The following is a 17,055-nucleotide window of genomic DNA, read 5'->3' as shown; positions in this document are numbered from 1 at the left end:
CGCGCACTGCAAAAATACAACCAGCGCAAACGGATTGTTCCCATCCGCCTCGTTCCTGTGGACATCGGCAGGGTCCTCCGGCGGATGCGGAGGAGCGACAGGGGCGCCACCGGACGGATCCGGTGACGCCCCTGTCGGTCGTCGGGGACTACGCGCCCAGGGCGGCGTCCACGATCTCCTTCGCCTCGCGCTGCACCTGCTCGAGGTGCTCCTGCCCGACGAAGCTCTCCGCGTAGATCTTGTAGACGTCCTCGGTGCCGGAGGGCCGTGCGGCGAACCACGCGTTGTCCGTGACCACCTTGACGCCGCCGACGGCGGCGTCGTTCCCCGGCGCCTTCGAGAGCTTCGCGGTGATCGGGTCGCCGGCCAGGGTGTCGGCGGTGATCGCGTCGCCGTCGAGCTTCGAGAGCCGGGCCTTCTGCTCCTTGCTCGCAGCGGCGTCGACCCGCTGGTAGACCGGCGCACCGAAGCGCTCCGTGAGCTCGGTGTAGAGCTGCGAGGGGGTCTTGCCGGTCACCGCGGTGATCTCGGACGCCAGGAGCGCCAGGATGATGCCGTCCTTGTCGGTCGTCCATGCCGTGCCGTCCTTGCGGAGGAACGAGGCGCCCGCGGACTCCTCGCCGCCGAACGCCACGGAGCCGTCGATGAGACCGGGGACGAACCACTTGAAGCCGACGGGGACCTCCCACAGCCGGCGGCCGAGCGACTCCGCGACGCGGTCGATGATGCTCGACGACACGAGCGTCTTGCCGATCGCCGCGTCGTCGCGCCACTCGGGGCGGTGCGCGTAGAGGTACTCGATCGCCACGGCGAGGTAGTGGTTCGGGTTCATCAGGCCGCCGTCGGGCGTGACGATGCCGTGGCGGTCCGAGTCGGCGTCGTTGCCGGTCAGGACGTCGAAGTCGTCCTTGTGGGCGAGCACCGACGCCATCGCGGACGGGCTCGACGGGTCCATGCGGATCTTGCCGTCCCAGTCGAGGGTCATGAACGCCCAGGTCGGGTCGACCTCGGGATTCACGACGGTCAGGTCGAGGCCGTAGTGGTCGCGGATGCGCTCCCAGTACGGCAGGGACGCCCCACCCAGGGGGTCGGCGCCGATCTTCACCCCGGCGCGCTTGATCGCGTCGATGTCGATGATGTGCTCGAGGTCCGCGACGTACGTGCCGAGGTAGTCGTAGCCCTCGGCTGCGGTCTCGTCCTGGCGGCGGACGTCGGCGTTCCCGCCGGCGATGATCGCGTTCGCCCGGTCGGCGATCCACGACGTGGCGTCGCTGTCGGCCGGGCCACCGTGCGGCGGGTTGTACTTGAAGCCGCCGTCACGAGGGGGGTTGTGGCTCGGCGTGATGACAATGCCGTCGGCAGTGTCGCCGTGCTCCGCGCGGTTGTACCGGATGATCGCGTGGCTCAGTGCGGGCGTCGGGACGAAGCCGTCCTCGGCGTCGGCGAGCACGCGGACGCCGTTGGCGGCCAGGACCTGGAGCGCGGTCTGCTCCGCCGGCGCGGAGAGCGCGTGCGTGTCCCGGCCGATGAACAGCGGACCGGTGGTGCCCTGCTCGGTGCGGTACTCGACGATCGCCTGCGTGATCGCGGCGATGTGCGTGTCGTTGAAGGCGGTGTCGAGCGACGAGCCGCGGTGGCCGGAGGTGCCGAACACCACCTTCTGCTCGGGGATCGACACGTCGGGGACACGCTCGTGGTACGCGGCCAGGAGGGCGTCGAGGTCGACGAGGTCGTCTGCGGTCGCGGGGGTGCCGGCGCGGTCGTTCATGCGCCCATCCTGGCACCAGGACCCTCCGCGCGTCGCCGGGTGTCACGCAGCCGCACGGGTCCGGCAGGAGACCGCCCCGGTACGGCACGAGCGGCCGCCCTGCCGGGGACGTGGGGGGACGTCCCGGGTCGGGCGACCGCTCGCGGTCTGGGGGAGCCGGGGCTCAGGCGGTCCGGAACGACCCGGTCGTCGTCCGCAGCGAGCCGGTCACGGTCCGCGTCGAGGACGTCGCGGTGCCGGGACGGCGGAACTGGGTGTCCACGAAGCGGCCGAGCGCACGGCCCGCCCCGGTGCCGGTGTAGCTGCCGACCGGGCGCCATGCGGCCTCGACCGTGTACGCGCCGAGCTCGTCGCGCTGCTCGAGACCGGAGACGTAGGCGCCGCCGAGGGGGTTCTGTCGGTTCTGCACGGGTGCTCCTCGTCGTCGTGCCGAGGGTCCCGGGTCGTCGGACCGACGACCAGGACGCCGTCGGCTGTTGCCCACGACGCTACCGCGTTGTCTTGAATCATGCAAGACAACGCGACGCGGTCACGCGACGAGTTCGCAGAACGTCCGTCCGTCGGCGGTCCAGCTCTGCCGGGCTCGCAGCCCCGCCGTGGCCGCGTGACGGAGGAGTGCGTCGACGCCGACCTCGGCCCACGGGAAGCCCTCGCTCCGGTTGCCGTCCACGTCGACCACGTGCGCGGTGAACGCACGGTCCGCCGCGCGGTCCACGTGGGTCTCGACGACCACGCGGCCGCCGTCGCGGACGATCTCGCCGCACCGGGCCAGGAGCGCGACCGGGTCGCCGCCGATGCCGATGTTGCCGTCGATCACGAGGGCGGTGTCCCAGCGGCCCTCGTCGGGGATCGGGTCGAACACCGAGCCCTGCACGGCCGTGCCGCCGGAGCGTCGGGCGATCGCGACGGCCTCGGCGGAGACGTCCACGCCGAGCGAGGGGATGCCGAGCGCCCGGGCGGCGACGAGCATGCGACCGGGGCCGCACCCGATGTCGATCACGGGGCCGTCCGCGCCCTCGAGGAGGGAACGGTCGATCCGGTCGGCTGCGGCGCTCCACCGGCCGACGTCCATCGTGACCTCGACGTCGGGACGCTCCGGGTCGGTCAGGCGCAGGTGGCCGTCGGTCTGCAGGGCGCGGGCGTACGGCTCGCCGCCGCCGGCGCCGAACGTGACGGTGTCGTGCATCGTCATCGGGCACCTCCGGTCGTCGTGGTCATGGTCGTGTCGTGCTCGGCGGCGAAGGCCGTGGCGAAGCGCGAGGTCGGCGCGAGGGCGGCGACCTGCTCGGCGTCCGCGACGGTGTCGACGTCGAGCAGCGCGGGCAGGGTGCCGACCGACAGGCCGGCGTCGGTCAGGCGCGCGAGCTGCACGGCGCCCGTGTCGTCCTGCGACATCGGGACGGCGCGGAGCAGGGCGCCGTCGGGCTCGCGCAGGTACAGCGACCAGAAGCCACCGTCGTCCGCCGGACCGAACCACGCGTCGCGGTCCGGGTCGTCGAACACGGGTGCGAGGTGCTCGGGGGTGGCCTGCGGGGTGTCCATGCCGACGAGCAGCGTCGGACCGGTCATAGCGTCGAACATCGCCCCGAGGCGTTCGTCGAGCCCGCCACCGACCTGGTGCAGGACCTCGAAGTCGTCGGTGCCCTCGGGCAGGACGACGCCGTCGTAGAGCAGCACGCGGCGCGCGGCGGGCAGGGCACGCACCGTCGCGATCGTGTCGGCCAGCGCGGCCGAGGCGACGCGGGCGGCACCCTCCGGGGTCAGGGCCGGCGTCAGCCGGGTCTTGACCTTGCCGGGCAGGCACTCCTTGGCCACGACGACCACCGTGACGTCCGTCATGAGCGTGCTCCTTCCGTGGTGGACCCGGCCACGTCGCGGGCCGGACCGGGCGCGATCACGCGGGGGCGTGCCTCCCGGCCGTACTCGCGCAGCAGACGGGACATGTCGCGGACGGCGTTGACCGTCCCGCGGAGCGTGCCGGTGACCTTGCTGTCACCGACGCGCTGGGCGTACCCGATGTCGGACTCGTCGACCCGCCACCCGGCCGCGTGTGCCGCCAGGACCATCTCGAGCGGGTAGCCGCTGCGTCGGTCCTGCAGGTCGAGGGCGACCAGGTCGGCGCGGCGCATGACGCGCATCGGGCCGAGGTCGCGGAGGCGGTAGCCGGTGGCGCGGCGCATCAGGACCGCGAGCACGCGGTTCGCGAAGCGGGCGTGCGGCGCCCACGCGCCACGGGTGGTCGGCACGCGCCGACCGAGGGCGAGGTCGGTCCGCCCGTCGGCCACGCGGGCGACGAGGTCGGGCAGCTCCGCGGGGTCCATCGAGGCATCGGCGTCGCAGAACGCGACGTACTCCGCGGTCGCGGCGGCGACGCCGGCGGCACACGCCGAGCCGAAGCCCTTGACCGGTTCGGTGACGACCGTCGCGCCGTGGGCGCGGGCGACGTCGGCGGATCCGTCGGTCGAGCCGTTGTCGACGACGATGGCGCGGTACCCCTCGGGCAGGCGGCCGATGACGCGCGGGAGCGCGTCCGCCTCGTCCAGGCAGGGGAGGATCACGTCGACGGTCATGTGGTCCATTCGGTGCGGGTCGCCCTGGCGACGGGGCCGATCTCCGGTCGCGCGCGTCGCGTCCTCGTCGGGCTGGTCGCCGGCGGGTGGGGTTCGGTCCATGCTCACGACGTAACACGATGACACGTCGCGGGGTACAGGATCCTGTCCCCCGGGGCGTGTCGAGCGCGGTGATCGGACCGTCTGGCCCGCGATCGGGGGACGGCCGGGAGGCCCGGGTGCGGTCCCGGGTCCGCGTGCGCGGGCGGGTGGTGCGTGCTCGCCCCGCGCTGGTGCGGTGGCGTCCCGCGCTGGTGCGGTGGCGTCTCGCGCTGGTGCGGTGGCGTCCCGCGCTGGTGCGGTGGCGGACGCGAGACTCGCCTGGGCGGACACGGCTCGCGCCCCGAGGCGCGAGCCGTGTCCGCTGAGACGAGTCTCAGGCGGCGTCGTCCGCTGGACGCTGCGTCACCGCTGCACGGCGGCGCGGAGCGGTGCGGTCGCGAAGTCACGCATGCCCTGCTCGAAGTCGACCTGCGCGTGCCAGCCGAGCTCCGAACGGATCCGCTCGGACGACGCCGTGACGTGCCGGACGTCTCCGAGTCGGTACTCCCCGGTGACGATCGGCTGCGGGCCGTCCGGCCCGGCGATGGCCGCGGCCATGTCACCGATGGTGTGCACGACGCCCGAGCCCACGTTGTACGCGCGGAAGGTCTCGGCGGGCAGCTCCGCGGTCGCGGCGATCGACGCGGCGTTGGCACCCGCGACGTCGTCCACGTGCACGAAGTCGCGACGCTGGCGGCCGTCCTCGAAGACGCGGGGTGCCTCGCCGCGGGCCAGGGCCGAGCGGAAGAGCGACGCGACGCCGGCGTACGGGGTGTTCGACGGCATGCCCGGCCCGTAGACGTTGTGGTAGCGCAGGGCGATCGCGGTACCGCCGGTCGCGCGGGCCCACGACGAGGCCAGGTGCTCCTGCGCGACCTTCGTCTGCGCGTAGACGTTGCGGGGGTCCAGGGCGGCCGACTCGTCGATCAGCCCGGGCACGAGCGCGCGACCGTCGGGCCCGATCGGGTCGAAGCGTCCGGCGTCGAGGTCCTCGCGTCGTCGTGCCGGTGGCCGCATCGGCTCGCCGTCGGCGGTCTCGTACGCGCCCTCGCCGTAGACCACCATCGAGCTCGCGACGACCAGGCGGCCGATGCCGTGCCGGTCCATACCGGCGAGCACGTGCGCGGTCCCGGCGTCGTTGGACGACACGTAGTCCGGGGCGTCCTGGAAGTCGACGCCGAGGCCGACCTTGGCCGCCTGGTGGCAGACGACGTCGACGCCGTCGAGCGCCGCCTCGAGGGCGACACGGTCACGGACGTCACCGTGCACGAACGACAGGCCCTGCTGCTCGTGGGCGCGGACGACCTCGGCCGGGTCGCCGTGCACGTCGTCACGCAGGGAGTCGAGCACGCGGACCTCGTGCCCCTCGGCGAGGGCGCGACGGACGATCGCGGACCCGATGAAGCCCGCGCCGCCGGTGACGAGCAGGCGGCTCACGCCGTCGCCCCGAGGACACTGGCGCTGGCGGCAGCGGGGACGAGCTCGCGCGGGGTGTAGTCGTCGGGCAACGCGGCGACGACGCCGCCGATGGCGCGGACGATGACCTCGTTCGCGCGGGCCAGGCGCTCCATGACGGCGCCGTGGGTGACAGGGGCCTCGGTGGACCGTGCCGCCTCGTCCTCGGTGGGGGCCAGGCCGGCGTCGGCGTCGGTCACGAAGGACAGGTTGACCGTGCCGATGCCGAGCTCGGCAGCGAGCGGCACCTCGGGCGTCATCGTCATGTTGATCGTGTGGCCGCCGGCCTCGCGCATCCAGGTCGACTCCGCGCGGGTCGAGAAGCGCGGGCCCTGGATGACGACGCACGTGCCCGTCGGCCGGAAGGGCACGTCGAGTGCGGCGACGGCGTCGATCGCGGCGCGGCGGAGCACCGGGTCGAAGGGGTCGGCGAAGGACAGGTGCTGCACCTGGTCCTCGAAGAACGTGTCCTTCCGGCCCCAGGTGCGGTCGATCAGCTGGTCGGTCACGACGAAGGTGCCGGGGGCGTAGTCCGGGTGCAGGCCACCGACCGCGCTCGACGAGACGATCGCACGTACGCCGAGGGACCGGAGGGCCCAGACGTTCGCGCGGTGGTTGATCAGGTGCGGGGCGACCGAGTGCTCGCGACCGTGGCGGGTGAGGAAGGCGACGCGCTTGCCGGCCATCGTGCCGACCGTGATCGGACTCGACGTCGGGCCGTAGGGCGTGTCGACGGTGATCTCGTCGGCGGTGCCCTCCTCGAAGAGGCGGTAGAGGCCGGAGCCCCCGATCACCCCGATGCGAGCCGTTGTTCCGTCCACAGGTTCGGTCGTGGTCACGTGGTCCTCCACAGGTCCTCCGGATGTCCTCGGCGCGTGGTGCGCCCTGGATACGCTACTGACGCCCCTCCGGCATCGACCGGGAACGGGGCGTCCCCACGAGGTTCGGAGGCATCCGTGCGCACGATCGGTCAGCACCGCGACGAGGTCGCCGCGCTCCTCGCGCCCGTGCTCGCTGCGCGGGCGGAGGAGACCCTGCCGCTCGACGCGCTGGCGGACGGCGCCGGTGCCGGCCGTGGGTACCGGGTGCTCACCCGGGCCGTCTCCGCGCCGGTCCCGCTGCCGGTGTTCGACAACAGCCAGATGGACGGGTTCGCCGTCCGGTCGACCGATGCCGGCAACGACGTCCGCGTGGTCGACCCGATCCCCGCCGGGGCCGTGCCGGCACCGCTCGGCCCGGGCACCGCTGCGCCGATCATGACCGGGGCGCGGATCCCCGAGGGCGCGGACGCCGTCGTGCCGGTGGAGGCGACACCGCCGGGGGCGTTCCCCGCGGCGCTGGGGCTCGACGTGCTGACCGTGCCCGCCGGGACGACCACCGGGACGTTCGTCCGCCGGGTCGGCAGCGACGTCGCCGTCGGCGCCGAGCTCGCCCCGGCCGGGTCCCCGGTGACGCCGGCGCTCCTGGGGGCCCTGGCCTCGGCGGGTGTCGGCGAGGTGTCCGTGGTCCGCCCGGTCCACGTGCTCGTCGTGTCCACCGGCAGCGAACTCGCCGGTGACGCCGCGCCTGACGGGCTCGACGGAACGGGCGCGGTGATCCGCGACGCGAACGGTGTCGCGCTCCGTGCGGCCCTGGCCGAGGTCGGTGCGATCGCCCGTGGCGTCCGGCTCAGCGACGCCCCGGACGCCTTCCTGCCGGGGCTCGAGTCGGCCGTCGGTGACTGGGCCGACGTCGTCCTGACCACCGGTGGGATCAGTGCGGGGGCGTACGAGGTCGTGCGTCAGGTGCTCGAGCCGCGCGGACTCGCCGTGACCCCGGTCGCGATGCAGCCCGGCGGACCCCAGGCCCTCGGACTCGTCGACCTCGCCGGTCGACGAGTGCCGGTCGTGGCGTTCCCGGGCAACCCCGTGTCCGCCCTCGTGTCGTTCGAGGTGTTCCTGCGGCCGGCGCTCGCGGCCCTCGTCGGTGCACCGGACCGCCCGACCGCCGAGCTGCCGGCCGCCGAGTCGGCGAGCTCACCCGTCGGCAAGCACCAGGTCCGCCGCGGCCGGGTCGCCGACGGGCGTGTGCACTTCGTGGGCGGGCCGAGCTCGCACCTGCTCGGGCACCTCGCCGCTGCCACCCACCTCGTCCACGTCCCCCTCGGCACCGACTCCGTCGAACCGGGGGACCCGCTGACCGTCTGGAGCCTCCGATGACCGACGACCACCCGAACGGCGTGCGCGACGCCGAGCTCTCCCACGTCCGCGCCGACGGCACCGCGCACATGGTCGACGTGTCCGACAAGGACGTCACTGCCCGCTCGGCCACGGCCACGGCCACGCTGGTGACCCGCACCGACGTCGTCGAGCGGATCCTCGACGGGTCGCTGCCCAAGGGAGAGGTGATCGGCACCGCCCGGATCGCGGCGATCATGGCCGTCAAGAAGACGTCGGACCTGGTGCCGCTCTGCCACCCGCTGCCCATCGCCGGGGTCGAGGTGGACATCACCGGCGACGGCGACCGCGTGCGGATCGAGGTCTCCGTGCGCACGACCTCCCGCACCGGTGTCGAGATGGAGGCCCTGACCGGCGCGAGCGTCGCGGCACTGACCGTGTACGACATGGTGAAGGCCGTCGACCGCACGGCCGTGATCACGGACGTCCGGGTGCTCGAGAAGCACGGCGGGCGCTCGGGCGACTGGAGCAACCGATGAACCCCGAACCGACCAGGGGCCGCGCGGGCGTCGTCGTGGTCTCCACGCAGGCCTCGACCGACCCCGCGCTCGACCGCACCGGACCCGTCATCGCCGCATGGCTGCGCGAACGCGGCTTCGCCGTCGCCGAGCCGACGATCGTGCCCGACGGCGGCCCGATCGCCGAGACGGTGTCCGCCGAGCTCCTCGCGGACGCGAAGGTCGTCGTCACCACGGGCGGTACGGGCGTGACCCCGACCGACCGCACGCCCGAGGCCGTCGCACCCCTGATCGACCTCGAGCTGCCGGGCATCACCGAGGAGATCCGCCGGCGCGGACTCGACGGTGCCGGTCCGACCGCGCTGCTGACCCGCGGGGTCGCGGGCATCGCCGGTGGCCGCACCGTCGTCGTGACCCTGCCCGGGTCGCGCGGGGGCGTCGCCGACGGGCTCGCGGTGCTGGACGGGGTGCTCGACCACGTGCTGGCCCAGCTGCACGGCGAGGGCCACGCACCCCGGAGCGCGTCGTGAGCGGCGACCGTGTCGTCGTGGCCGACGTCGTGGACCGGGTGATCACGGTGGACGAGGTCTCCGCTGCCGTCACGACCGACCGCGACGGCGCCGTCGTGACCTTCGCCGGGGTCGTCCGCGACCACGACGAGGGCAAGGGCGTCACGGCACTCGACTACGAACGGCACCCGAGCGCGGGAGACGTCATCGCCGAGGTCGCCCGGACGATCGCCGTCGACCACCCCGAGGTCCGCATCGCCGTGCTGCACCGCGTCGGCGCGCTCGGCATCGGGGACGTGGCGCTCGCCGCAGCAGTGTCGTCGCCGCACCGTGCCGAGGCCTTCGCAGCCTGCGCCGCGCTCGTCGACCTGGTGAAGGAGCGGACGCCGATCTGGAAGCGTCAGGAGTTCACCGACGGCACGGACGAGTGGGTCGCTGCGCTGTGACGGACGAGGAGACCGCGGCCGGTCACCGGTGGGCACTCGCGCAGGAGCGCGCGGAGGCCGTGCTCGCGGTTGCTGCCCCGGCCGACCGTCAGCGATCGGCGGGTGCCGTCGCACGGGTCCTCGGCGGGTCTGCGGGGATCGTCGCCGTCCTGGTCGCGCTGGCACTCACGGTGCCACCCGAGGCACCCGCGAGGACGGTGGTGTCGATCGGCGTCGCCCTCGGCGCGCTCGTCCTCCTGCTCACGCAGATCATCCGAGCGGCCGCGGCACGTCGACGCGCCGGACCGGCGCCAGCGCCGGTGGTGGCGATCCTGCAGACGCGCGAGCGGCACGCGGTCCGGCAGGCGTTCCACGGCCGCCGCTTCGTGCCGGACGACCGTCACGACGTCGTGACCGCCGCGGCCGTGCAGGCAGCGTCGGGAACAGAGCTGGTGTGGTTCTGTGCCACGGCGGTGCTCTGGGTGGGCAGTGCTGCCGTCGGTGGCACGCTCTGGCCGATGTACGCCGCGCTCGCTGTGGTGAACATCGCAGCCGTCGTCGTTCCCGCTCGGGACACCCTCGCCGCGCGACGGTGGCTGACGCAGCACCCGCTGGCCGGGGGCGCTCTCGACGTCACCACGGCCGAGACCTGTGGAACCGCGCAGGAGACCGACGCCCGATCGTGATCCCGGCACTCGTTCAGGGCATGGTCCCGCACTCGGCGGATCCATAGACTCCGGAGCCATGAGCGTTCTGCTGTACGGCGCGGGGATCGTGCTGCTCGTCTTCGCCCTGATCGACATCGTCACCCGGGGCGAGGACCAGGTCCGCGGACTCCCGAAGTTCGCCTGGGTCCTGATCTGCATCTTCGTGCCCGTGGTCGGCAGCATCGTGTGGTTCGCCGTCGGGCACGACTGGAGCGCGAACGACCGGAACCACGGCCGCTACCTCGAGCCGAACCGTCACGAGGACCGGTACGCCAGCATCGGTCACGCCCGCGCCGCCCACGGCGACAAGCGCGTGAACGGCACCGAGCAAGAGCTCGCTGCGCTCGAACGCGAGATCGAGTACTGGGAGGCGCAGGCGCGCCTTGGGCGTGCCAAGGAGGCCGCGGGCGAGGGCGAGCCGACCCCGGGGAGCTGATGCGGCGCAACTCGGGCGACCCGATCTCCGACGCGACGTGGGAGACCGTGGCCGAGACCATCGCCGGACGGCCGCTCCCCGCGGTGCGTCGGCGTCGGCAGCAGTGGCGGGTGGTCCTGGTCGTACTGGTGATGGTCGCCCTCGTCGGTGGTGTCTTCGTCGGCGTGTGGTCCGGACCCGAGATCGATCTCCACGTGGAACAGCGAGGTGGCCTCCAGGGCGCGGTGGGGGCCGTGTTGCTGGTGCCAGCCATCGTTGCCTGGGTCGCCGCGATCGTCTGGCTGCTCCGCCGCAACACGTTCCCACCGCTGGGGAACGACCCGACATCGGGCCTCCGGGCGCGCGAGCGACGAGCGATCGACCGGATGGCACGCGGTGTCTCGGCACGGCCTGCCGGACGGACGGACGTGCTTCGCGCGGTGGCGGAGCGGCGACGGCGGGACACCACACTCAGCGTCGCGTTGGCGCCCGGCTTCCTGCTCCTCTGGAGCGGGAACCTGTTGACGACCACGTGGTCGGCGTTCACTGCGATCCAGGCCGTCGCGCTGGTCTTCTTCGCGGTCGTCCTCGCCCTGGCGCTGCGCTGGCGGGCGCAGTACCGAGCCTTCGTCGAGCGCAACCCGCCCCGCGTCGAACGCGAGCCGGAGCCCGCGGGCTGAGCCGCGCCTCCCGGCCGGGCTGAGGGGGCCGTCGTGCGGTCGCGCACAACGCGGAGCCCGTCGCGCCACGGGACTCCGTGGCGCGACGTGCCGACGGTTGTCCGGGAGCGCACCGCACCACGAGCCGCACACCCACTCCCGCGGTCGCGCAGACGACGCGAGCCTGCGTCGAACCACGTTCCCGACGTCGAACCAGCCGCCCGCCCTGGTTCGATGTCGGAAACCTGGTTCGACACCTACGACCGCCGGACACGCCCGCGCCCCGCGGCACCCGCACCCCGCGGCACCCGCACCCCGCCGCGCCGCCTACCCTTGACGGGTGGCTCATCTCCTCGGCGCCGAGAACGTGCATCTCGAGTTCCCCACCCGTGTCGTCTTCGACAGCGTCACCCTCGGCCTCGACGAGGGCGACCGCATCGGCGTCGTCGGCCGCAACGGTGACGGCAAGTCGACCCTGCTCGCCCTGCTCGCGCAGCGCCTCGAGCCGGACGCCGGCCGCGTCACCCATCGGCGGGGCCTGACCGTCGGGTACCTCGACCAGCGCGACGTCCTGCCTGCGGGGGCGACCGTCGGCAGCATCGTCGTCGGCGAGCTCGAGGAACACGAGTGGGCCGGGGACCCGAAGATCCGCGACATCATCGGCGGCCTCGTGTCCGACATCCCGTGGGAGGCCACGGTGGACGACCTGTCCGGTGGGCAGCGGCGACGGATCGCGCTCGCGAAGCTGCTCGTGGGTGACTGGGACGTGCTGTTCCTCGACGAGCCGACGAACCACCTCGACGTCGAGGGCATCCAGTGGCTCGCCGACCACATCAACCGCCGGTGGTCGTCGAACCAGGGCGGCATGGTCGTCGTGACGCACGACCGGTGGTTCCTCGACGCGGTGTCGACCGACACGTGGGAGGTCCACGACGGTGTCGTCGAGCCGTTCGAGGGCGGCTACGCGGCGTACATCCTGCAGCGCGTCGAGCGTGACCGGCAGGCAGCCGCGAGCGAGCAGCGGCGGCAGAACCTGGCCCGCAAGGAGCTCGCCTGGCTCCGCCGCGGTGCCCCCGCGCGGACCAGCAAGCCGAAGTTCCGCATCGACGCGGCGAACGCCCTGATCGACGACGTGCCGCCGATCCGCGACACCGTCGGCCTGTCGCAGATGGCGACCGCCCGGCTGGGCAAGGACGTCGTCGACCTGCTCGACATCGGTGTCTCGTTCGGCGACGACGTGATCCTGCGTGACGTCGAGTGGCGGATCGCACCGGGGGAGCGGACCGGCATCCTCGGACCGAACGGTGCGGGCAAGTCCACGCTCCTCAACCTGGTGTCCGGCAAGCTGCAGCCGACCACCGGCCGCGTGAAGACCGGCAAGACCGTGCAGGTCGCGGTGCTCGACCAGCAGCTCGCCGACCTGCAGCAGTTCGCGGACGACCGTGTCCGCGAGGTCGTCGCCCGCAAGAAGACGAGTTACATCGCAGACGGCAAGGAGATGACGCCGTCGCAGCTGCTCGAGCGGCTCGGCTTCACCTCGGAGCAGCTGTCCACGCCGGTCAAGGACCTCTCCGGCGGGCAGAAGCGCCGCCTGCAGCTCATGCTCATCCTGCTCGACGAGCCGAACGTGCTGATCCTCGACGAGCCCACGAACGACCTCGACACCGACATGCTCGCCGCGATGGAGGACCTGCTCGACACCTGGCCGGGCACCCTGCTCGTCGTGTCGCACGACCGGTACCTGCTCGAGCGGGTCACCGACCAGCAGTACGCGGTCCTCGGCGGGCACCTCCGGCACCTGCCCGGCGGCGTCGACGAGTACATGCGGCTGCGCGCGTCCGGTTCCGTCCCGCAGACGGCTGCTGCGGCCGCCGCCGCCTCGGCCGGGAGGCCCGACACGGCTCCGGCAGGCGGCTCCGGCGGTGCCGCGGCCGGGTCCAGCGCCCCTGCCGCACCCGGTCTGTCGGGTGCGGACCGTCGCACCGCGGAGAAGGAGATGTCGGCCCTCGACCGGAAGATCGCGAAGGCGGGGCAGGACCGGCAGAAGCTGCTCGACGCGTTCGCCGCGCACGACCAGTCCGACTACGCGGGGCTCGGGGCGCTGCAGACGAAGCTCGGCGGGCTCGACGCCGAGGTCGAGCAGCTCGAGGAGCGCTGGCTCGAGGTGGCCGAGCAGCTCGGGGTGTAGCGGGGGCCGCGGGCTCGGGGACGCTACTCGATCGACTCCGGGTCGATGCTGTCCTGCTCGGGGACCGCTCCGGCCGGGTCACCGCCACCGGGGTTCGCCACGACCTCCCAGAGGTGGCCGTCCGGGTCCTGGAAGAAGCCGGACCACATGCCCCACGGGCGCGTGTACGGCGCCGCGAGCATCGTCGCTCCAGCGGCTGCCGCACGGTCGAGGAACGCCTGTGCGGCCTCATGCGACGGCTCGAAGTGCCCGATGGTGGTGCTCGGAGCCTCGGCGAGTGCGACGCCGGAGTCCTTCCGCATGTCCTCGCGCCCGTAGACGCTGACGATCAACCCGTCGTCGAGGGTGAACATCGCGGTGGTGCCGCCGGCCTCCGTGTCGCTCGACGGGTACTCGGTCCCGATGACGCCGCTGCCGTCGATGCCGAGCAGTGCGCGGTAGAAGGCTGCCGATCGTCCGACGTCGGCCACGGCGAGGGTGATGGCGTGCATGCCGGGCAGGCTACGCCCCGGCCGATCCACTCGACCGGGCCGACCTCGTCGAGCCAGCTGACCCCGTCGAGCCGTTCGGTCGTCAGTCGCCGAGCCCGAGGATGAGTCGTCGGAGCAGCCCGGACAGCCGCGCCTGCTCGTCCTCGGACACCCCGGACAGGATCGCGCGCTCGGCCTGGAGCAGGTCCGCGATCGCGGCGTCCACGGCCGCGCGACCGCTCGCCGTGAGGGACACGAGGATGCCCCGACCGTCCCGCGGGTCCGTCCGCCGGTTCACGAGCCCTCGTGCCGCGAGCCGGTCGACCCGGTTCGTCATCGTCCCGCTCGACACCAGGGTCTGCTGCAGCAGCGCCTTTGGGCTGAGCTCGTACGGTTCGCCTGCACGCCGCAGCGCCGACAGCACGTCGAACTCCCACGGCTCGACGTCGCTCGCGTCGAACGCGGCCCGTCGTGCGCGGTCGAGGTGCCGGGCGAGACGGTCGACGCGGGACAGGACCTCGAGCGGCCCGAAGTCCAGGTCGCCCCGCTCCCGACCCCACGCCGCGACGATCCGGTCGACCTCGTCCTGCTGCGGCATCCCTCCATCTTGGCCGAACCGGTCGCGCGCGGCCAGCGCCCGGGCCGTGGGAGGATGGACGGGCACCGGATGGGCTCCACCCCGTCCGGTGTGTTCCGCCTTGGTGTAACGGCAGCACGACGGCCTTTGGTGCCGTTAGGTCCGGGTTCGAATCCTGGAGGCGGAGCGCTCGCCGGGCTCGTTCAGCGACCCGCCGTCTGCCGCGGCTCGACTGGTGGGACTACGTCGTCGCCACGACTACAGCCATGGCCGCAATCGCCAGCGTCATCATCGCCGTCTCTGCGGTCCGTATGGCGAGGAACGCCGAGGACGGTTGCTCTTACTCGATGAACCGACTTGTCATTCGAAGTTGACAACTTTGTCCGGCTCGGCCCAAAGCGAAGCTACCGCGTCTCTCAACTCGCCCGGCTGCATTCGCTCCAACCCCTCGGGAGTAGCGATTACCACCCCGATGGACCGCTTCAACGCGGAGTTCAGCTCTGAAATATGGCGCTGAACGCGATATGCGTTCGCCGCGAAGCCCTCACCCTTGACCACCAACACGAGAACACCAGACGCCTTCGCCCCGCGTGGCCTGCCTCTCATCCCGGTGAATACCGTGCCAGCCGACAAGTCCTGCGTAGTGATTGCAAGCCGCATGAGAAAGTCGCTGAGCCTATCGGACATGATTTGAGCACCAAACCACTTGACCTCGACACCTAGTTGCGCGCGCGACTTGTCTTTTGGATCAAGAAGGATATCTAACACCCGTCCGCGCGCGGTGCCCGAGGCAATCTTTATCTCGCGCTCAACCGCGAAGGGTCCCTCAAATGCGGTCTCAAACAGCCCGGCCACCTGATTCTCGGTATATCGAATTTGCTCGATCACTCGCCGAGATCGCTCAACAGAGCTTTCCCTTACTTCTTCGGCTTCCACTGAATCAGCAGGTTGAGACGTTCCCGCCTTGTGAGAGTCCTCAGAAACATTACTGGCGTCCGGCGCACCGCCCGAAGGGCCACTTCCAGCGGTCCCGTCGGTTTGCGCCGCCGTCAGTGCGTCGGTCGCTGCTGCGAAAGACGCCTCTCCCGCGGGAGGCGCAGGGCCAACCTCAGTCGCTTCATCCTCGAGCTTCTTGTCAATCTCGTCTCGAGTCATTTGCTCGAACTCAACTTTATTCTTCTGGAGAGCTATCCGCTCACTCGCGTCGGAGCGCGTCTGGGATGGCGCCCACTTCACCAGAGCCCAACCGAGCAGGCAGAGGCCAAGAACTGCAAGAATGAGGAAAATCGGCAAGGGTAAATGCTTCTGTGCCCACACTACAAGTTCTTGCCTGCGCTCGATAGCATCGGCTGTGGACTTAGGAAGGCCATCAATAGAGTGCTCCGAGATTAGGAGCACACTGGTCGACTGAAGAAGAATCCATGGTAGGACTACTGCCGCAACGAGCAACGCCACACCCATTGACGCCACAAACTTGTACAGTGTCCCAAACTCGACCTGCGGTAATCGTCCCCCTAGAGTTGATTTATGAATAACGCCCGATATGAGGTGTTGCGACTACCGCATAAACGTGAGGCGACCCGATGCTATCAGGTCAAAGGCGTTCAGGAACGAGTTTTGCTTATACGGATTCGACGCTGCTGATTGTGTGGACGAGCACGTCATCGCCACTGTTCCGGCGGAGGCTATGTGCCAAGCTTGTCGGGGATCCGGAGCGCCCAAGAGGTCATAAGCACCGCGCCGATGATGTATCTGATGTCAGACTGAGCGCCGGGTGTTCGAGCAGAGGCAAGGGCCCGGTACCTTGACTGCGGCAGGCGGTTGGCGCGCCGCTCCGTACATTGACGCGGTGGAACAGCAGCATCTTCAGCGCATCGTCGACGCCATCGGTCACCGCGACTGGTGGGACTACGCGACGGGCGTGACGGCAGCCCTTGCAGCGGTCGCGAGCGTCGCTGTGGTCATCGTTGCCGTTCGCATCGCGAGGAACGCCGAAGCCGGGCGCATGGCGGCCGAGCGCGAGCTGCAGCAGGAGCGAGCCGAGGGCCGGCTTCGTGACGCGATCCGCAAGCTCATCGAGTCACTGCACGACCAGGTGCGGCGAACCAACGCCTGGGCGGCGCGTCCGATCGAGGGCGGCCTGGGCGAGGGCACCTCAAACAGGGTCTTTGAGGAAGAGGCGTTGCGTCTCGATTCTCCCCTCGACCGGGCGAGCGTCGAGCTCCATGAGTCAGCGCAGCGGCCTCGTTACGAGGCTCTCCGCGGAGCGCTCGACACCGTCATGCTCGCCGGAACACCGCGGAGCCAGGAGGCGCTGCAGCAGCTGCAGACGCTCGTGTTCGACGTGGTCGTCGCACCCCAGTGGCACGTGGCAGCGCAGTTCCTCTCGGACATCAGCAGCGCTCTCGCTCGGTGGAGCGGTCGCGACAAGGACGTCGACGCTTTCGTGGCGGCGCTCGATCAGATCCGGCTGCAGCACCGGGACCAGTTCCGCCTTGCTCAGGCACTGCGCGGAACCTGACACATCGCAATCCGCCGGCGGCTGTCTGTCGCTCAT

19 protein-coding genes, 1 tRNA gene and 1 pseudogene are annotated in these 17,055 nt (G+C 71.5%); 11 read left to right on the top strand and 10 right to left on the bottom strand.

From position 1 onward, the window contains the following. Window positions 1-148 precede the first annotated feature (148 nt). The 7 genes from pgm to M3666_RS12140 form a co-directional block, all read right to left on the bottom strand. A complete protein-coding gene (pgm, locus tag M3666_RS12170; protein WP_251155341.1) occupies window positions 149-1,768 on the bottom strand; it encodes a phosphoglucomutase (alpha-D-glucose-1,6-bisphosphate-dependent) in 1,620 nt (539 codons plus the stop codon). Window positions 1,769-1,931: 163 nt separating this feature from the next. Beyond that, window positions 1,932-2,177: a hypothetical protein gene (locus M3666_RS12165; protein WP_209683951.1), complete on the bottom strand. Its 246-nt coding sequence runs from the start codon at window positions 2,175-2,177 to the stop codon at window positions 1,932-1,934. A 120-nt stretch (window positions 2,178-2,297) separates the two neighbouring features. Further along, complete coding sequence (locus tag M3666_RS12160) at window positions 2,298-2,960, bottom strand: class I SAM-dependent methyltransferase (protein ID WP_066652249.1); 663 nt, start codon at window positions 2,958-2,960, stop codon at window positions 2,298-2,300. Further along, window positions 2,957-3,607: a DUF2064 domain-containing protein gene (locus M3666_RS12155; RefSeq protein ID WP_251155340.1), complete on the bottom strand. Its 651-nt coding sequence runs from the start codon at window positions 3,605-3,607 to the stop codon at window positions 2,957-2,959. The genes M3666_RS12160 and M3666_RS12155 overlap by 4 nt, the downstream gene beginning before the upstream one ends. Further along, the gene (locus M3666_RS12150; protein WP_251155414.1) at window positions 3,604-4,347 is read right to left on the bottom strand and encodes a glycosyltransferase family 2 protein; all 744 of its coding nucleotides are present in this window, start codon (window positions 4,345-4,347) and stop codon (window positions 3,604-3,606) included. Before M3666_RS12150 ends, M3666_RS12155 begins: the two co-directional genes overlap by 4 nt. Window positions 4,348-4,782: 435 nt before the next feature. Then, entirely contained in the window at window positions 4,783-5,856 is a 1,074-nt protein-coding gene (locus tag M3666_RS12145; protein ID WP_251155339.1) for an NAD-dependent epimerase/dehydratase family protein, read from the bottom strand. Next, window positions 5,853-6,713 carry an MTAP family purine nucleoside phosphorylase gene (locus M3666_RS12140; protein WP_251155338.1) on the bottom strand — a complete coding sequence of 287 codons (861 nt, stop codon included), beginning with the start codon at window positions 6,711-6,713 and terminating at the stop codon, window positions 5,853-5,855. The genes M3666_RS12145 and M3666_RS12140 overlap by 4 nt, the downstream gene beginning before the upstream one ends. A 117-nt stretch (window positions 6,714-6,830) precedes the next feature. Here M3666_RS12140 and M3666_RS17130 point away from each other — a divergent pair, with 117 nt between their 5' ends. The 9 genes and pseudogenes from M3666_RS17130 to M3666_RS12100 all read left to right on the top strand — a co-directional run bounded on the left by M3666_RS17130 (window position 6,831) and on the right by M3666_RS12100 (window position 13,451). Continuing rightward, the gene (locus M3666_RS17130; protein WP_251155337.1) at window positions 6,831-8,072 is read left to right on the top strand and encodes a molybdopterin molybdotransferase MoeA; all 1,242 of its coding nucleotides are present in this window, start codon (window positions 6,831-6,833) and stop codon (window positions 8,070-8,072) included. After that, complete coding sequence (gene moaC, locus M3666_RS12130; RefSeq protein ID WP_066652259.1) at window positions 8,069-8,569, top strand: cyclic pyranopterin monophosphate synthase MoaC; 501 nt, start codon at window positions 8,069-8,071, stop codon at window positions 8,567-8,569. The genes M3666_RS17130 and moaC overlap by 4 nt, the downstream gene beginning before the upstream one ends. Continuing rightward, on the top strand, window positions 8,566-9,078 hold the full coding sequence (locus M3666_RS12125) for a molybdenum cofactor biosynthesis protein B (RefSeq protein WP_251155336.1): 513 nt from the start codon (window positions 8,566-8,568) through the stop codon (window positions 9,076-9,078). Before moaC ends, M3666_RS12125 begins: the two co-directional genes overlap by 4 nt. Window positions 9,079-9,095: 17 nt before the next feature. Then, entirely contained in the window at window positions 9,096-9,503 is a 408-nt protein-coding gene (locus M3666_RS12120) for a molybdenum cofactor biosynthesis protein MoaE (RefSeq protein ID WP_251155335.1), read from the top strand. Next, window positions 9,500-10,168 (top strand): hypothetical protein, encoded by a 669-nt coding sequence (locus tag M3666_RS12115; RefSeq protein ID WP_251155334.1) that lies wholly within the window; start codon window positions 9,500-9,502, stop codon window positions 10,166-10,168. The genes M3666_RS12120 and M3666_RS12115 overlap by 4 nt, the downstream gene beginning before the upstream one ends. A 58-nt stretch (window positions 10,169-10,226) precedes the next feature. Continuing rightward, window positions 10,227-10,625: a PLD nuclease N-terminal domain-containing protein gene (locus M3666_RS12110; protein ID WP_251155333.1), complete on the top strand. Its 399-nt coding sequence runs from the start codon at window positions 10,227-10,229 to the stop codon at window positions 10,623-10,625. Further along, a complete protein-coding gene (locus M3666_RS12105) occupies window positions 10,625-11,284 on the top strand; it encodes a hypothetical protein (protein ID WP_251155332.1) in 660 nt (219 codons plus the stop codon). The genes M3666_RS12110 and M3666_RS12105 overlap by 1 nt, the downstream gene beginning before the upstream one ends. A 319-nt stretch (window positions 11,285-11,603) precedes the next feature. Next, window positions 11,604-12,072 (top strand): annotated as a pseudogene (locus tag M3666_RS17240) (ATP-binding cassette domain-containing protein); the annotation flags it as partial. 56 nt (window positions 12,073-12,128) lie between these two features. Continuing rightward, entirely contained in the window at window positions 12,129-13,451 is a 1,323-nt protein-coding gene (locus M3666_RS12100) for an ABC-F family ATP-binding cassette domain-containing protein (RefSeq protein WP_374109588.1), read from the top strand. A 23-nt stretch (window positions 13,452-13,474) separates the two neighbouring features. Here the strand turns inward: M3666_RS12100 and M3666_RS12095 are convergent, their stop codons facing one another. Together M3666_RS12095 and M3666_RS12090 are read right to left on the bottom strand one after the other, a co-directional pair. Beyond that, a complete protein-coding gene (locus M3666_RS12095) occupies window positions 13,475-13,942 on the bottom strand; it encodes a VOC family protein (RefSeq protein ID WP_251155330.1) in 468 nt (155 codons plus the stop codon). A gap of 82 nt (window positions 13,943-14,024) precedes the next feature. After that, the gene (locus M3666_RS12090) at window positions 14,025-14,519 is read right to left on the bottom strand and encodes a MarR family winged helix-turn-helix transcriptional regulator (RefSeq protein ID WP_209683931.1); all 495 of its coding nucleotides are present in this window, start codon (window positions 14,517-14,519) and stop codon (window positions 14,025-14,027) included. A gap of 94 nt (window positions 14,520-14,613) precedes the next feature. On the opposite strand from M3666_RS12090, the gene M3666_RS12085 reads away from it, so the two are divergent. After that, window positions 14,614-14,685, top strand: a tRNA-Gln gene (locus M3666_RS12085). Window positions 14,686-14,858: 173 nt separating this feature from the next. On the opposite strand, the gene M3666_RS12080 is transcribed toward M3666_RS12085, so the two are convergent. Continuing rightward, a complete protein-coding gene (locus M3666_RS12080) occupies window positions 14,859-15,815 on the bottom strand; it encodes a hypothetical protein (RefSeq protein ID WP_251155329.1) in 957 nt (318 codons plus the stop codon). Between the two features lie 532 nt (window positions 15,816-16,347). Here M3666_RS12080 and M3666_RS12075 point away from each other — a divergent pair. Further along, on the top strand, window positions 16,348-17,019 hold the full coding sequence (locus M3666_RS12075) for a hypothetical protein (protein WP_251155328.1): 672 nt from the start codon (window positions 16,348-16,350) through the stop codon (window positions 17,017-17,019). Window positions 17,020-17,055: the final 36 nt, after the last annotated feature.

It is taken from the genome of Curtobacterium sp. ODYSSEY 48 V2 (assembly GCF_023712625.1).
In the GTDB taxonomy this organism is placed as follows: Bacteria; Actinomycetota; Actinomycetes; order Actinomycetales; family Microbacteriaceae; genus Curtobacterium.
The sequence above is the reverse complement of the archived record's forward strand: the minus strand, read 5'-3'. Positions and strand labels throughout refer to the sequence as shown.

Coding starts and splice junctions, on each gene's coding strand:
- pgm (WP_251155341.1), bottom strand. CDS start 1,768: ATGAACGACCGCGCCGGCACCCCCGCGACCGCAGACGACCTCGTCGAC.
- M3666_RS12160 (WP_066652249.1), bottom strand. CDS start 2,960: ATGACGATGCACGACACCGTCACGTTCGGCGCCGGCGGCGGCGAGCCG.
- M3666_RS12155 (WP_251155340.1), bottom strand. CDS start 3,607: ATGACGGACGTCACGGTGGTCGTCGTGGCCAAGGAGTGCCTGCCCGGC.
- M3666_RS12150 (WP_251155414.1), bottom strand. CDS start 4,347: ATGGACCACATGACCGTCGACGTGATCCTCCCCTGCCTGGACGAGGCG.
- moaC (WP_066652259.1), top strand. CDS start 8,069: ATGACCGACGACCACCCGAACGGCGTGCGCGACGCCGAGCTCTCCCAC.
- M3666_RS12125 (WP_251155336.1), top strand. CDS start 8,566: ATGAACCCCGAACCGACCAGGGGCCGCGCGGGCGTCGTCGTGGTCTCC.
- M3666_RS12110 (WP_251155333.1), top strand. CDS start 10,227: ATGAGCGTTCTGCTGTACGGCGCGGGGATCGTGCTGCTCGTCTTCGCC.
- M3666_RS12105 (WP_251155332.1), top strand. CDS start 10,625: ATGCGGCGCAACTCGGGCGACCCGATCTCCGACGCGACGTGGGAGACC.
- M3666_RS12100 (WP_374109588.1), top strand. CDS start 12,129: ATGGTCGTCGTGACGCACGACCGGTGGTTCCTCGACGCGGTGTCGACC.
- M3666_RS12095 (WP_251155330.1), bottom strand. CDS start 13,942: ATGCACGCCATCACCCTCGCCGTGGCCGACGTCGGACGATCGGCAGCC.
- M3666_RS12090 (WP_209683931.1), bottom strand. CDS start 14,519: ATGCCGCAGCAGGACGAGGTCGACCGGATCGTCGCGGCGTGGGGTCGG.